Below are 14,033 nucleotides of genomic sequence, written 5' to 3'. Positions count from 1 at the left end.
AGGATCATGGGTCCATGACGCAGCCCAGACCCTCCGCCGGACGCCCACGTGACAACGACGTGGACCGGCGCGTCGCCAACGCCGCCGTCGAGCTGTTCGGCGAGAACGGCTGGAAGTCCTTCAGCATCGAGGCGGTGGCGCGCCGCGCCGGCGTCGGCAAGGCCTCCGTCTACCTGCGCTGGGACAGCAAGGAGGAGCTCCTGGCGCAGGCACTGACCCTGCGGGTCGCCGGCGTCACCGACGTCGACTCCGGCACCGTCCGCGGGGATCTCGTCGCCCTGGTCCGGCAGTTGCTGCAGCAGTACGCGGGCGAAGACGGCAGGGCCGTACTGCGCCTGGCCATGGAGGCCCGCACCATTCCCCGGCTGGCCGAGCGGTACGACGAGCTCGCCCAGGCCCAGATCCTCGCCGCGCGGGCGATCGTCCGGCGCGGGATCCGCCGGGGCGAGCTGCCCGAGGACACCTCGGTGACCTTCCTGCTCGACGCGCTGTGCGGCGGTGCGATGAACCACGCCCTCACCACACCTCCCGAGCTCCGTGCCGGCCTCGTCGAGGCCGCGGGCGACTACGCCGAGCGGTTCGTCGACTTCGTCCTCGCTTCGGTGCTCGTGGGGGCACGGCCCGCCTGAGGCCCGGCCCGCCGAAAGAAGCCTTCGCCCTTTCCTCCCCGCGGGAGATCCGCACCCGGTCACATGTCCTTCTGCGACATGTGTAGGGCGCGGAATCAGCGATGTACGGGGCCATGATCTTGGTGCCACGGTGTGCCGGTAACAGGGCAGCCGGGCGCCTGCGCCCGCCCCGGCACAATGCTGTGGAGAAGGCAACGTGGCCGACAACGCACTCCCCCTGGCCGGGGTCAGGGTCCTTGACCTGACGAACGGAAAGGGCGAACTGGGCACACGCCTGGCCGACGATGGGCGAGAGCACGATGTCACCCGACGAGGCGCGGGAAGCCGCGCGCTCATGGCTGTCCGATCACTGGCACGGCACCGACGACGACGCCTGGCGCGATGCCGTCGTGAGCGCCGGCTGGGCGGCGCCGACCTGGCCCGCGGACAACTACGGGCGCGGCCTGGACCGAAAGGCCGCCCGGGCGGCGGCCGAGGAGTTCCGGGCCGCGGGCGCGCCCGGCGGCTGCCAGGACATGACGCCCTTCCATGACAACCCCTGGCTGTACCTGCTCGGCAACCCGCTGCTGGCCTACGGCGGCAAGGAGGCCAAGGAGCACTTCATCCCGCTGCTGCTCAAGGGGGACGTCGGCCAGGGATGCCTCCTCTACAGCGAGCCCGGTGCGGGCTCCGACCTGGCGGGCCTGCAGACGAGGGCCGAACTCGACGGTGACGAGTACGTCGTCACCGGCCAGAAGATCTGGACCACCAACGGGCAGGTGGCGAAGTACGGTCTGCTCCTGGCCCGCACCGACTGGGACGTCCCCAAGCACGCCGGTCTCAGCTTCTTCGTCATCGACATGAAGCAGCCCGGCATCGAGGTCCGGCCCATCCGGCAGATCACCGGCGACGCGGAGTTCAACGAGGTCTTCCTGACCGAGGCGCGGGTGCCGGCCGCCTGGATGATCGGCGCCCCGGGCGAGGGCTGGCGGGCGCTGCAGATCGCCCTCGCCGCCGAACGCAGCGGCATGGGCTCGATGTCGTCCTCCATGTCGGGCACGGCGATCAAGACCGGCCTGCGCGAGGCCGCCGACGACCTGGTCGAGGCCGCCCGGCGGGCCGGCCGGCTCGACGACGCGCAGGTCCGGCAGGACATCGTGAGAATCATGTCGTGGCGCCTCACCAACATCTGGACCGGCCGCCGCGCGGCAGCCGAGATCAAACGCGGCCCGTCCTCCCTCGCCTCGCTCGGCAAGCTGGCGATGTCCAGGATCCTGCACGCCGGCGCCGACTTCACCTACCGGATGCAGGGCGAGGAGTCCCTCGTCTACGACTACGACAACCCACTGTCCTGCCCGGTCGACCGCGACCTGATGTTCGCCTTCATCAACTCCATCGGCGGCGGCTCGGACCAGATCCAGCGCAACATCATCAGCGAGCGCGTCCTCGGCCTCCCCAAGGGCCACGAACCCGACAAGGGCGTCCCCTTCCGTGACGTCCGCAAGGGCGCGGCCACCCGTTCCGTCAGCCAGGCCTGCGCGTCGACCCGCACCACACCACCAGAGAACGAGAGAGACACACGATGATCAGGGAGTTCACCGAGGAGCAGGACGAACTGCGCAAGACGGTGCGCAAGTTCCTGTCCGACCACTCGAGCGAGACCGAGGTCCGCCGCCTGATGGCCACCGAACCGGGCTACGACCCGGAGGTCTGGAAGACCATGGCCACCCAGCTCGGCCTGCAGGGCATCGCCATCCCCGAGGAGTACGGCGGCCAGGGCTTCGGCTGGGTCGAACTGGGCATCGTTCTCTAGGAGACGGGCCGTGCCCTGCTCTGCGCGCCGTTCTTCTCCAGCATCGTCCTGGCAGCGGGCGCGCTGCTGGCCTCCGGCGACAGCGAGGCCAAGCAACGCCACCTGCCCGGTATCGCCGACGGCTCGCTGATCGCCACGCTGGCCTTCCCGCGGCCCGGCACGTCCTTCGACGTACGGGCCGAGCACAAGGACGGCACCTGGCGGCTGACGGGTGCCGCGCCTCTGGTGACCGACGCACATGTGGCGGGCCTCCTCCTGGTGCCGGCCAACACCGCCGAGGGACTGGGCCTGTTCGCCGTCGAGGCCGGCGCGGAAGGCCTTGGCACCACCCTGCGCCCGACCCTCGACCAGACCCGCAAGCTCGCCGACATCGAACTCGCCGAGGCCATCGCCACGCCGGTCGGCGGCCCGAACAGCGGGAAGGAGATCCTCGCCCGCGTCCTCGACCTGGCCGCCGTCGCGCTGGCCGCCGAGCAGGTCGGTGGTGCGCAGGCGGCACTCGACATGGGCGTGGAGTACATGAAGGTCCGCGTGCAGTTCGGCCAGCCGATCGGCGCCTTCCAAGCCCTCAAGCACATGGCGGCCGACGCCCTGGTGGAGGTCGAAACGGCGCGGTCGGCCGCCTACTACGCCCTGTTCGCCGCCGCCGACGACAGCGACGAACTGCCGGTTGCGGCATCGCTCGCCGCGGCGTACTGCGCGGACGCGTTCGTCAGCACGGCCCACCAGAACATCCAGTTCCACGGCGGCATGGGCTTCACCTGGGAGATTCCGGCACACTTGTACTTCAAGAGGGCGCGCTCCAGCCAACTGCTGCTCGGAGAGCCTGAGTTCCACCGCGCCCAGGTGGCGGAACGACTGGGCTTCTGAGCCGCCTGCCGCCACCCGTTCCCCTCCGCACGGGCGCGGCCATCGGCAGCCTCAGCCGCCACGGCCGCGCCCGGCATCGCCACCTGGACACGCGCTGCCGCGGATCAGGACAGGTGGCCCGCGAAGGTCCGACACCGTGCCAGGAAGGGGTCCAGCCACGGACAGATCACAGATGTCCGGCATCGAAGATCCGCCACCCAAGGCAGGCCCGCCTCCCCGGGCGGCGATCGAGATCGACGCGGTCCTCGACCTCATCGACGAACTGACCGAATGCGATGCCGACTTGGAGTCGCTGCTGGCCCGCACCGCATCAGCGCTCGACTGCGCCGTCGGGATCCGGACGGCGCGCGGGGAAGTCTGCATGGCGACCCCCCGTGGCATCGACCGCACCGGGCAGCAGCCACCGCACGCGGGAACGCACGACCTCCCCGGCACGGGGCGTGTCTGGATCGACGCCCCCGGTCTGGCACGAGCCGGACCCCGGGCGGCGCTGTTGCTGCGCCGCCTCGGGATAGCAGCGAAGGTGGCCCTCCTGGGCCATGCTCCACCGGCCACCGACAGCGTGGCGCTGCGATCGGTCGTCGACATCGGCCTCGAAATGTCCACACGCTCGCGCATGTTGCTGCGTCTGGGACTGAAGGAAACCTCCGCGACGACCGTGTTCGCTCTTTGCGCACCCGCCGACCCGGCGAGGATGTTCGTCGAGCAGGTACGACAGCACGCGCGCGGCGTGCTCGACGCGCCCGCGGGGAACCTCCACCTGGTCCTGGCCAACGACCTGGACCCCACCGCGGTCCTGGGGGTGCCCCCCGGAACCCGCGCGGCGTTCGCCGGACCGTACCCCGCCTCACAGGCACCCGAGGCCTGGCGGCTGGCCCGGCTCGCACTGCGCTTCGCACGCCCGAGCCCTCGCGCACAGGGCCCGTACACCGTGGAAGAGGCGGTGCTCGTCGACGGAGCCCAACTCGGCGGATATGCCGTCCTCGCCGAGACCCTGAGCGACGAACGGATCGCGCTGGTCCCCGACGTGCACCGGCTCAACCGCCTGGTGGACGAGCACGGCGAGGACATGCTGGTCTGCCTGGAGGCGGTCGCCGCCACCGAGTCGGTGCGCAAAGCGGCACGGCTGCTGCACCGGCACCACAACTCGGTGGCCTACCGGGTGGAACGCGCTGAGCGGTACCTCGGTTTCAGCTTCACCGAGCCTTACGGGCGGCCCCGTCTCTTCCTCGCCCTCGTCCTGCGGCGCCTGCAGGACTCCGGGCACCTCTTCCCCATGAACGGGACAGATGGCGCTCCATCCGCGCCATCTGTCCAATGACGCACGTCACACGCTCGGAGATGCTGCTGGTGATCGATCGGCCGACCCCCGGCAATGTCGCCGGGAGAAGGGGGTTTGGCGCAGCATGCGGACAACTCAGAAGTACGACGCGATCGTGATCGGTGCCGGGTTCGCCGGCATGTACCTCTTGCACCGCCTACGCGACGACCTGGGCCTCCAGGTCCGTGTCTACGAGCGAGGCAACGGTGTCGGCGGCACCTGGTACTGGAACCGGTACCCAGGCGCCCGGTGCGATGTCGAGTCGATGTTCTACTCCTACTCCTTCTCCGAGGACCTCGAGCAGGAATGGGAGTGGACCGAGCGCTACCCCACCCAGCCCGAGATCCTGCGCTACGCCAACCACGTGGCCGACCGCTTCGGCTTGCGCGAGGACATCGAGTTCAACACCTCGGTCAAGGGCGCCCGTTACGACGAGACGACCGACACCTGGACCGTCACCCTGCAGGACGGAGGCCAGGCGAGTGCGCGCTACCTCGTCACGGCCGTCGGCTGCCTGTCCGCCTCCCGCGTGCCGGACTTCGAGGGGCTCGACTCCTTCACCGGCCCGACCTACCACACCGGGCGCTGGCCGCACGAGGGCGTCGACTTCACCGGCAAGCGGGTCGCCGTGGTCGGCACCGGCTCCTCCGGCATCCAGGCGATCCCGGTGATCGCCCAGCAGGCCGCCCACGTCACCGTCTTCCAGCGCACGCCCAATTTCTCCATCCCCGCGCAGAACCGCCCCCTGTCCCAGGACGAGCAGCGGCGCATCAAAGCCGAGTACCGGCAACCGCGGGCCGACGCCCGCAACTCGGCCGCCGGAGTCATCACGCCCCCCGCGCTGGGCAACGCCCTCGATGTGGACGAGGAGCTGCGCAGCGCCGAACTCGACCGGCGGTGGGCGGCCGGCGGGGCGGCCTTCGTGAGCGCCTTCACCGACGCCGTCATCGACGAGGAAGCCAATCGTGTGACGGCGGACTACGTGCGTGACCGCATCCGCGAGACAACGAAGGATCCGGACGTCGCCGAACTGCTCTGCCCGAAGGACCACCCGATCGGAACCAAACGCATCTGCGTCGACACCGACTACTACGCGACGTACAACCGCGACAACGTGACCCTGGTCGGCCTGCGCGGCAACCCGATCGAGTGCATCACCCCGACCGGACTGCGGGTCGGCGGGGTCGACCACGAGGTGGACGCCATCGTCTTCGCCACCGGCTACGACGCCATGACCGGCCCGCTCAACGCCATCGACATCCGCGGCCTCGACGGCACCTCGCTGCGTGAGGAATGGGCGGACGGCCCGCGGACCTACCTCGGGGTCGCGGCGGCCGGATTCCCGAACCTGTTCATGGTCACAGCGCCGGGAAGCCCTTCGGTACTGAGCAACATGATCGTCTCCATCGAGCAGCACGGGGACTGGATCACGGACGCGATAGCCCACGCCCGCCAGGCCGGCATCGCCCGGATCGACGCCCGGCGAGAGGCTCAGCACAAGTGGGTCGAACACGTCAACGAGGTGGCGTCGCACACCCTCTACCCACACGCCGCCTCCTGGTACATGGGCGCCAACGTCCCCGGCAAGCCACGGGTCTTCATGCCCTACCTCGGCGGGGTCGGGACCTACCGGCAGATCTGCGACGAGATCGCCGGCGACGGCTACCGCGGCTTCACGCTCACCCCGGCCGTCACGGCTCAGCCCGCCCGATCGATCCGAAAAAGCGACTCGCCCGAAAGAGAAGGAACACAAGCGCCGATGACCACTATCGACAGCCCGGCCGGCACCCGGCACCTGGTCGACCCCGAAGTCGCGCCGGTCCTGGACGTCTTTCCGCCGCTCAACCTCAGCCCCGAAACACTGCCGGAGGTCCGCCAGGCCCAGTCGGCCCCGATCCCCGACGCCCCCGACCCACAAGCGCTCTACCCCGATGTCACCACCACCGAGAGGTGGATCCCCGGCTTCGAAAGCGACCCCGACGTCCGCATCCTCCACTACGAGCCCAAGGCCCGCACCACACCGTCCTCCGCCCTGGTCTGGATCCACGGCGGCGGCTACGTCCTCGGCAAAGCCGACATCGACGAGATCCTCTGCCGCAGGATCGCCACCGAGACCGGGGCCTCGGTCGTCTCAGTCGACTACCGTCTGGCACCGGAAACCAAGGAACCGGGGCTCGTCCACGACTGCTACGCCGCCCTGAGGTGGGTGCATGACAACTCCGAGGATCTCGGCATGCACCGAGGACGGATAGCGGTCGGGGGCGCCAGCGCCGGAGGCGGCCTTGCCGCGACCCTGGCAATCCTCGCGCGCGACCGCGGCGAGGTGCCCGTCTCCTTCCAACTGCTGATCTACCCGATGCTGGACGACCGCACCGCGAGCACCGAGAACGCCCACCCCTACGCAGGGGAGTTCATCTGGACACCGGGCGACAACCGGTTCGGCTGGACTTCGATACTCGGCCGCGAGCCCGGCGGGGACGACGTCTCCCCGTACACGGCAGCGGCCCGGGTGGAATCGGTGGCGGGTCTGCCCCCGGCCTTCATCAGCGTCGGTGCCCTCGACCTCTTCGCCGAGGAGGACATCGCCTACGGCACCCGGCTGATCCGCGCCGGAATCCCGACCGAGCTGCATGTCTACCCCGGTGCCTATCACGCGTACGACATGGTTCCTGACGCCCGGGTGACGCAGGCACACTTCCGCGACTGCATCGGGGCGCTCGGCCGGCACTTCAACGGGTGAGGGGTTCACCCCTCGAACCTCGCCTCGTCCGTACCGCGTCCGGCCATCAGCCGGCCCCGGCTGAGCATCCATGCATCCGTTCCCGCATGGATGCTCAGCCTTCGCCATCGTCGGCGGAGAAAGTCCCGCCTCGTGTGCCTAGTGCGAAGTCATGCCTCTTGAGGACATGCTCGGCCGCTGCGGCTTGACCGCGTCTGTCTCGTGCGAGGGGCTGTGGCCCTTGCGCGGCTTGGGCGCGGTCGGGGTGGACGATGGTGGTGCGGACGTGTGGGTGTCGCCGGTTGGTCGTGTCGTCAGTGCCCTGCATGGTGGAGGGCGGCGACCTCGCGTACGGCTGCGGCGATGGCCGGGAAGTCCTTTTTGAGGATCGCACCGTGGTTGCTGGCGACCTTCGCGCCGATCTGGATGTGCGGGTTGCGGGCCCTCACCGCGTCGAGGCTGGTCCGTATCTGTTCCTGCTCGTCACCGCGGCTTCCAAAGGATGTCCCCGACGCCACCACATAGCGCACCGGGACGGTGATGCCGTCCAGCACGGGAGCCAGTTCCCGTTCGCGGGAGAGCCGGCCCAGCTCGATGTTGCTGTCCGCCTGCTGTTGGGCGGTCATCCGCGGGGCCAGACCCGTCGGGCGCAGCAGCGGCAGGAACCAGCTCATCCGCCCGAACAGTTTCCGGATCCGCTGCTCCATGGCCTCATCCAGCCAGTCGTAGGGGAACGCGCCGTCGACCAGGACCGCGCCCACGGTGCGTTCCGGGTTCCGGCCGGCCCAGTGCGCCCCGACGACCGCCCCGTAGGACCAGCCCACCAGCAGCGCCCGATCCACACCCCGGGCCGCGAGAACGGCATCGACATCCCGGACGGCCGCTTCGAAGGAATAGTCGGCGGAACGCTTCGATTTGCCGCGGGCCCGCTCGTCGTAGGTGATGTGCCGCCACCCCGTCCCCAGTTCGGCAAGGACGTGCCGCCAGTACCCCTGCGTGGCGAACTGGCCGTTGAGGTAGACCACGGGGATGCCGGGGCCGCCGGTGTCGGTGACCGCGAGGGCCGTATCGTCGACCGGCACCATGCCGGCCCACGTCGAACCGGTCGCGGACATGCTGTTCTTCGTCATGTGTTCTCCCAGATCGGGTGCAAGCGTCGTGGATGACTTCTTCTTCAAGGCGCTGCGCGTGGAGCGCGTGGAGCGCGGGCCGTGCGGGACGCGGGCCGTGCCGGACGGCCGGCCGGGTCGTCGGCGGCGACCCGGCACGACCCGGCCGGGCCGAGATCGCGGTGGGCCCGGCCGGACGGTCCCGGTCCTGCTCTTTTCAGAGGCTGCGGGCGGTGATGTCGCCGTGGGAGGTGGTCGCGCGGATGTCGAGTTCGGCGGTGCCGTCGTTCTTGAGGGCGTTGCTGATACGGCCGTGGCCGGTGCCGGCGTCCAGGACGGCCGAGACGCCGCCGGCGGCGCCGACCGTGATGTCACCGGACTGGGTGCGGAGCACGACCGTGCCGCGCACGGCCTCGGCGATCCGGATATCACCCCGTGCGGTGCTGATCTCCGCGGGGCCGCCCAGCCGGCCGACCTCGACGTCGCCGTCGATCGCGGTGAGGCGGACGCTCGCGGCCTCGTCGATCTTGATGTGGCGGTAGGCGCCGTCGAAGGCGACATCGCCGAGGCGGCCGACGCCGCGCAGTTCACAGCCGGCGGCCGTGGCCTCGATGCGGGAGCCGGCGGGCAGTTGGACGGTGACCTCCAGGGATCCGGAGGGACCGAAAAGCTGGTGGGTGGGTTTAGGGGTGTGGATCCGCAGGACACCGTCGGCGTAGGCGACGGCCGTGTGCTCGGCCATCTGCACGTCCCGGCTCTTGGAGGGGTCGGCGGGCAGGACCTCCACGGTGGTGTCGGTGCGGTCGGCGGCGATGAACTGGATCCGCCCGGCGGGGATGTCCAGGACGGCGGAGATCGGGGCGGGGGACTCGAACTTCTGCATCATGCTCTCCTGCACTCACTCGTTGTTTCCGATGCAGGAAACGCTACGTTGCTTTCCAGGATCCGGCAACACACTCGTTGCACGAAATAGGCATCCTTGCAGCCCAGAGCTGTGCAATCGTTGCAATGGTTTCGCCGATAATGCAACGCCGTCGTTCCTTGCGTTGCAACGAGTGAGAAGTAAACGCTATGGCCAGAGGGGATCAGGGGCCCTCGCTCAGGATGCGGCCTCGGCCGCGGCCTCAGCTCCTGCCCCTGCCCCTGCCCCTGCCCCTGCAGACGGCAGCGCATAGTCCAGCCGGGATCGGCCCTCGGGTTTGCTCCGGCGTGCCCTCACGGCGGCTGCCGTCACCACCTATGCGAAACGGGGCTCCTCACCGCGCAGCGCCGCGCCGACCTCGACGCCCTCGACATGCGCTGGTAGGTCTGGCGCGGGAGACGGTTGTGATGGCGAGACCAGCCGGTCTGGTCGGCCCGGCGTCCCGGTTCAAGGTCACGTGGTCGGTGGCTGGGGTTGCTGGGCAAGGTGGCGTTGCAGGTCAATGTGTCGGAAACCGGTTCACGGCTCCGACCTGCCGCACCACACGGCGACACTCATGCGCGTCCTTGAGGAAGGTCATCAGGTGTCACGGCACTCGGCGCCGTATCGAGCAGCGCAATCCTGGGCTCGGGGTGCTCCGGCGTTCATCTTGGCCCGTAAGCCCGAACACGACCCCGCCCACGAGGTCGAACATGAGCCCGAGCCGGCGAGACGCCAACAGTCGGTCTTGGCTGCTCAAAGGGCGGGTCGGTCACGGCGCGCGCATCCGCAGTTCATGGCGCCCTCCCGTGAACTCTGAGACTTCTCCCGCCATCTGTCGTTATCAGTGTGGCAAGTAATGGCCCGTTAAGCCCTCATGGATCCACGGAATTGCCGAGTGGATCGGCGACGAGCGCTGCATGATCGCTGGCGTCTGTAGGGGGAAGGATTCGCATATGAATCGGCAAAGGTGTTCGAAATGTTCCACTGAACGGGCGGCAGGGGGCACTGAAGCCTGTCAGTGCACTCAGCAGGTGGCCACCGCGGCCCGCCGCGCCGAAAAGGCCACCCCGGAAGACTTCCAATCGCTCGGCGTCCGCCCATACATGTACGTCAAGCTGCCAAAACCGCTCGGCACACGGGGGCTCCCCTCCAACCCGCCTCCGGGCCAGAGCCCCACCGCTCCGGGACAGCACGCAACGCCGCCGGCCCCCACCACTGCGCCTTCTGCGACCGCCCCCTCGGGCATGAACGTGATGGACGACCGCACGCCGCAGGCGCCCCACTCGCTCTTGGAACCGTCGCCACCGCCGGCGGCCGGGCCGAACAGGCCGCTGTCGCCGTGGCGTCGGCCTTCCAGTAGAAGTTCCCACAGGAGGCAGCAGCGCCGACCGATGGGCCGGCGTCGACAGGCTCTGATCCTCGTGGCGATCGCCGCTGCCGCCGCGGGCTACACGAGCGGGTTGTTCACCCCGGACGAGCCAAGCGGCGACACCGCGCTGCAGGACGGACGCACCAACGCGCCGGACGAGTCCGGCCGCACCCCGGGCTCCGCGTCGGCGTCCACCGAGCCGTCCGCTCCGAAGCACGCGCGTCCCTCGGCGTCGACGTCGACCACGCCCGCAGCCCCGAACCGCGTGCCGACGGCCCGTACCGCCGGCTCGGCCGGTTCAACGCAGGCTCGCACCAGCCAGACCGTCACGGTGCTGCGGCGCAGCGACAACGGCCCCCAGATCGTGGAACTGCAGCATCGCCTGCGCCAGCTCACTGGTTCTACACCCATGACACCACCGGCAACTTCGACCTATACGCGCTCCATCACCGGTGACTTGAACCTCCCGGTCAAGAACTCGCACCGGGCTGCTCGGGGCGGGCAGCAGCAAGACCAGTGACCGGCGCGGCGCCAACGGCAGCGGCCCCGGACGAATACCGCGCGATAGGGCAGGGACCCTGGCGCTGCAGGCGCTGCACCAGGCCGGCGGATACCATCACCGCCTCGCCGCGCGGCTGTCACGCGAGCACGGTGGTGTCACGCGCGTCAGGGCCGCGTCACCGGCCCCGGACGTGGACGGCCGGGCGCGCGGCCCGTGCCGCACGAAGAGTCCGTGAGTGTCCAGGTGCCGGACTCCCCGGGCGCCTGAGGAGTGACCCGGATCATGGGTATGGCCGGACATGGCTGCCGTGCGGCGGCCGATGTTTCCTGGCGGCATGAACGAAAACCCCGATGTTCCCTTCCCGGCCCCCTCGCACTGGATCGGGGGCCGCGCTGTCCCCGGCTCCGGGCCGCTGCTCGACGTCGTGAACCCCGCCGACGACTCCGTGGTCGCCTCCGTGGCCCAGGGCACGCACGAGGACGTCGACCAGGCGGTGGACGCGGCGCTCGCCGCCTTCCCTGCCTGGTCGGCGACCTCGCCCGAGGACCGCATCGCCGTGCTGCGACTGGTGGCCGAGGGTATGGCGAAGCACTCCGAGGAGCTCGCGGCGACGATCACCCTGGAGATGGGCGCCCCGATCTCCTTCTCCCGCCAGGCTCAGGCCGGCTTCCCGGTGGCGGCGGCCCAGGCCGCGATCGTCGCGGCCGAGCGGTTCGAGTGGACCGAGACGGTGGAGAACTCGCTGGTCATCCGGGAGCCGATCGGCGTCGTGGGCACCATCACCCCCTGGAACTTCCCCCTCCAGCAGCTCGTGACGAAGGTCGTCCCGGCCCTGCTGGCCGGCAACACCGTGGTCCTCAAGCCGTCGGAGCTCTCCCCGCTCAGCGCCCGGATGTTCGCGGAGATCGCTTCCGAGGCCGGGCTCCCGGACGGCGTACTGAACGTCGTACAGGGCACCGGCCCGGTGGTCGGCGAGGCCATCTCCCGGCATCCGAAGATCGACATGGTCTCGTTCACCGGCTCCACGGCCGCCGGCAGGCGCGTCTCCGCGGCGGCGTCCGGGACCGTCAAGCGCGTCGCGCTGGAACTGGGCGGCAAGGCGGCCCACATCGTCCTGCCCGAGGCCGACCTCGACTTCGCCGTCACCCGCGGTCTGGCCTACGCGTGGGCGAACGGCGGCCAGGCCTGCGGCGCCTACTCACGGATGCTGGTGCCCGAGCACCTTCAGGAAACGGTGGTCGAGAAGCTGCGTGCCGCCGCCGCTGCCTATGCTGTCGGCGACCCGGCCGACGAGGCCACCCGCATCGGCCCCCTCGCCTCCGAGACCCAGCGGCAGCGCGTGGACGGCTACATCCGGCGCGGCATCGCCGACGGGGCCACGCTCGTCGTCGGCGGCGCCGGCCGCCCGGACGGATTCGAGGCCGGCGCGTACGTCAGGCCCACGATCTTCTGCGACGTCGACCCCGACTCGGTCATCGCCCAGGAGGAGATCTTCGGCCCCGTCCTCGCGGTGATCCCGTACACCGACGACGACCATGCCGTCGAGATCGCCAACGGCACGATCTACGGCCTCAACGGCGCCGTCACCGGCGACGAGGAGCACGCCATGGCGATCGCCCGGCGTCTGCGGGTCGGCCAGGTGGACGTCAACGGCGGCCCGCACAACTTCCAGGCACCGTTCGGCGGCTACAAGCAGTCCGGCAACGGCCGGGAGATGGGTCGATCCGGTCTCGAGGAGTTCCTGGAGACCAAGGCGATCACCCGCTGACGATGGCCACGGGGGCCGCGGACGGCCCGGTGGGCGTCCACGGCCCCCGTGGACACCCCGGGACGGCCGGCGGCGCGGAGTTACCCTGCGCAGTGGGCGGCCCACGCCCCTTCCGGCCGATCCGGACCGGCCGGAACCCCACAACGTAGACACGAGAGGACGCGACGGCACATGGCGGACCGAGCCGGGCTGGCGGCCTTCCTCCGGGCACGCCGCGAGGCACTGCAGCCGGAGGACATCGGGCTGCCGCGCGGGCGGCGCAGACGTACCGACGGGCTGCGCCGCGAGGAAGTGGCGGCCCTGTGCGACATGTCGGTCGACTACTACAGCCGGCTGGAGCAGCCGCGAGGTCCGCATCCTTCGGAGCAGATGCTCGCAGCGATCGCCCGCGGCCTGCACCTGTCGCTGGAGGAGCGCGACCACCTGTTCCACCTCGCCGGCCACGCCCTGCCCCGCAGGGTGCGCCGCGGCGACCACATCAACCCGGGCATGATGCGCATCCTGGACCGCCTGGAGGACACGCCCGCCCTGGTCATGAACCACCTGGGCGAGACGCTGCGGCAGACCCGCCCGGCCGTGGCGCTGCTCGGCGACCAGACGGCCTACACCGAGTGGGACCGCAGCGCGCACTACCGCTGGTTCACCGATCCGGCCTCCCGCCTCGCGCCCGAGAGCGACGTCCCGGAGCAGAGCCGGCTGATGGTGGCGGACCTGTACGGCACGTACACCCGCGACGGAGGTGACTCGCGCGCCGGCGCACTCGTGGAGGAACTCCAGCGGGTCAGCCCCGAGTTCGCGGCGCTGTGGCGCGAGCACCCCGTGCTCGGACCCTCCTGTGCGGCCAAACGGTTCCAGCACCCGCAGGTCGGCCTGCTGGAGCTGCACTGTCAGACGCTCGTCGACCCCGACCAGTCCCAGCGGCTCCTGGTGTACACCGCGGTACCGGGCACGGAAAGCCACACCAACCTCCAACTGCTCTCCGTACTCGGCTAGCGCCGGCTCGCGGTTCTGCCGACCACGCCGTGAGTCGTGCCGGCACGGCACGACCCG

The 14,033-nt window shown here is 70.2% G+C and carries 11 protein-coding genes; 9 read left to right on the top strand and 2 right to left on the bottom strand.

Annotation, left to right across the window (positions count from 1 at the left end):
- Positions 1-14 precede the first annotated feature (14 nt).
- The 6 genes from ABZ904_RS33945 (at position 15) to ABZ904_RS33920 (ending at position 7,352) form a co-directional block, all read left to right on the top strand.
- Positions 15-629, top strand: coding sequence for a TetR/AcrR family transcriptional regulator (locus tag ABZ904_RS33945; RefSeq protein WP_359408560.1), 615 nt, complete (start codon positions 15-17; stop codon positions 627-629).
- A gap of 284 nt (positions 630-913) precedes the next feature.
- On the top strand, positions 914-2,194 hold the full coding sequence (locus ABZ904_RS33940; RefSeq protein ID WP_361827699.1) for an acyl-CoA dehydrogenase family protein: 1,281 nt from the start codon (positions 914-916) through the stop codon (positions 2,192-2,194).
- Positions 2,191-2,421 (top strand): acyl-CoA dehydrogenase family protein, encoded by a 231-nt coding sequence (locus tag ABZ904_RS33935; RefSeq protein ID WP_361003710.1) that lies wholly within the window; start codon positions 2,191-2,193, stop codon positions 2,419-2,421. The genes ABZ904_RS33940 and ABZ904_RS33935 overlap by 4 nt, the downstream gene beginning before the upstream one ends.
- Before the next feature lie 225 nt (positions 2,422-2,646).
- Positions 2,647-3,291 (top strand): acyl-CoA dehydrogenase family protein, encoded by a 645-nt coding sequence (locus ABZ904_RS33930; RefSeq protein ID WP_361003707.1) that lies wholly within the window; start codon positions 2,647-2,649, stop codon positions 3,289-3,291.
- Positions 3,292-3,463: 172 nt separating this feature from the next.
- Positions 3,464-4,612 carry a helix-turn-helix domain-containing protein gene (locus ABZ904_RS33925; RefSeq protein WP_361827695.1) on the top strand — a complete coding sequence of 383 codons (1,149 nt, stop codon included), beginning with the start codon at positions 3,464-3,466 and terminating at the stop codon, positions 4,610-4,612.
- A gap of 85 nt (positions 4,613-4,697) precedes the next feature.
- Positions 4,698-7,352, top strand: coding sequence for an alpha/beta hydrolase fold domain-containing protein (locus tag ABZ904_RS33920; RefSeq protein ID WP_361827692.1), 2,655 nt, complete (start codon positions 4,698-4,700; stop codon positions 7,350-7,352).
- Between the two features lie 293 nt (positions 7,353-7,645).
- Here ABZ904_RS33920 and ABZ904_RS33915 read toward each other — a convergent pair whose 3' ends face one another.
- Both ABZ904_RS33915 and ABZ904_RS33910 read right to left on the bottom strand, forming a co-directional pair.
- Positions 7,646-8,461 carry an alpha/beta fold hydrolase gene (locus ABZ904_RS33915; protein WP_359408541.1) on the bottom strand — a complete coding sequence of 272 codons (816 nt, stop codon included), beginning with the start codon at positions 8,459-8,461 and terminating at the stop codon, positions 7,646-7,648.
- Positions 8,462-8,657: 196 nt separating this feature from the next.
- Positions 8,658-9,323, bottom strand: a complete 666-nt coding sequence (locus tag ABZ904_RS33910) for a DUF4097 family beta strand repeat-containing protein (RefSeq protein WP_361003728.1) — start codon at positions 9,321-9,323, stop codon at positions 8,658-8,660.
- A gap of 1,412 nt (positions 9,324-10,735) precedes the next feature.
- Between ABZ904_RS33910 and ABZ904_RS33905 the strand changes: the two genes are divergently transcribed.
- The 3 genes from ABZ904_RS33905 to ABZ904_RS33895 all read left to right on the top strand — a co-directional run bounded on the left by ABZ904_RS33905 (position 10,736) and on the right by ABZ904_RS33895 (position 13,976).
- Positions 10,736-11,233, top strand: coding sequence for a hypothetical protein (locus tag ABZ904_RS33905; RefSeq protein ID WP_359408538.1), 498 nt, complete (start codon positions 10,736-10,738; stop codon positions 11,231-11,233).
- 316 nt (positions 11,234-11,549) lie between these two features.
- A complete protein-coding gene (locus ABZ904_RS33900) occupies positions 11,550-12,983 on the top strand; it encodes an aldehyde dehydrogenase family protein (protein WP_361827688.1) in 1,434 nt (477 codons plus the stop codon).
- Positions 12,984-13,154: 171 nt separating this feature from the next.
- Positions 13,155-13,976: a helix-turn-helix transcriptional regulator gene (locus ABZ904_RS33895; protein ID WP_359408532.1), complete on the top strand. Its 822-nt coding sequence runs from the start codon at positions 13,155-13,157 to the stop codon at positions 13,974-13,976.
- Positions 13,977-14,033: the final 57 nt, after the last annotated feature.

Origin of the sequence: Streptomyces sp. NPDC046900, from assembly GCF_040644975.1 — a bacterium.
In the GTDB taxonomy this organism is placed as follows: domain Bacteria; phylum Actinomycetota; class Actinomycetes; order Streptomycetales; family Streptomycetaceae; genus Streptomyces.
Note: the sequence above shows the minus strand (reverse complement) of the source record. Positions and strands in the feature narration are given on the sequence as shown.

What these genes read in the sequence shown, in the direction of transcription:
- ABZ904_RS33945 (WP_359408560.1), top strand. Translation starts at nt 15, where the DNA reads ATGACGCAGCCCAGACCCTCCGCCGGACGCCCACGTGACAACGACGTG.
- ABZ904_RS33940 (WP_361827699.1), top strand. Translation starts at nt 914, where the DNA reads ATGGGCGAGAGCACGATGTCACCCGACGAGGCGCGGGAAGCCGCGCGC.
- ABZ904_RS33935 (WP_361003710.1), top strand. Translation starts at nt 2,191, where the DNA reads ATGATCAGGGAGTTCACCGAGGAGCAGGACGAACTGCGCAAGACGGTG.
- ABZ904_RS33925 (WP_361827695.1), top strand. Translation starts at nt 3,464, where the DNA reads ATGTCCGGCATCGAAGATCCGCCACCCAAGGCAGGCCCGCCTCCCCGG.
- ABZ904_RS33920 (WP_361827692.1), top strand. Translation starts at nt 4,698, where the DNA reads ATGCGGACAACTCAGAAGTACGACGCGATCGTGATCGGTGCCGGGTTC.
- ABZ904_RS33915 (WP_359408541.1), bottom strand. Translation starts at nt 8,461, where the DNA reads ATGACGAAGAACAGCATGTCCGCGACCGGTTCGACGTGGGCCGGCATG.
- ABZ904_RS33910 (WP_361003728.1), bottom strand. Translation starts at nt 9,323, where the DNA reads ATGCAGAAGTTCGAGTCCCCCGCCCCGATCTCCGCCGTCCTGGACATC.
- ABZ904_RS33905 (WP_359408538.1), top strand. Translation starts at nt 10,736, where the DNA reads ATGGGCCGGCGTCGACAGGCTCTGATCCTCGTGGCGATCGCCGCTGCC.
- ABZ904_RS33900 (WP_361827688.1), top strand. Translation starts at nt 11,550, where the DNA reads ATGAACGAAAACCCCGATGTTCCCTTCCCGGCCCCCTCGCACTGGATC.
- ABZ904_RS33895 (WP_359408532.1), top strand. Translation starts at nt 13,155, where the DNA reads ATGGCGGACCGAGCCGGGCTGGCGGCCTTCCTCCGGGCACGCCGCGAG.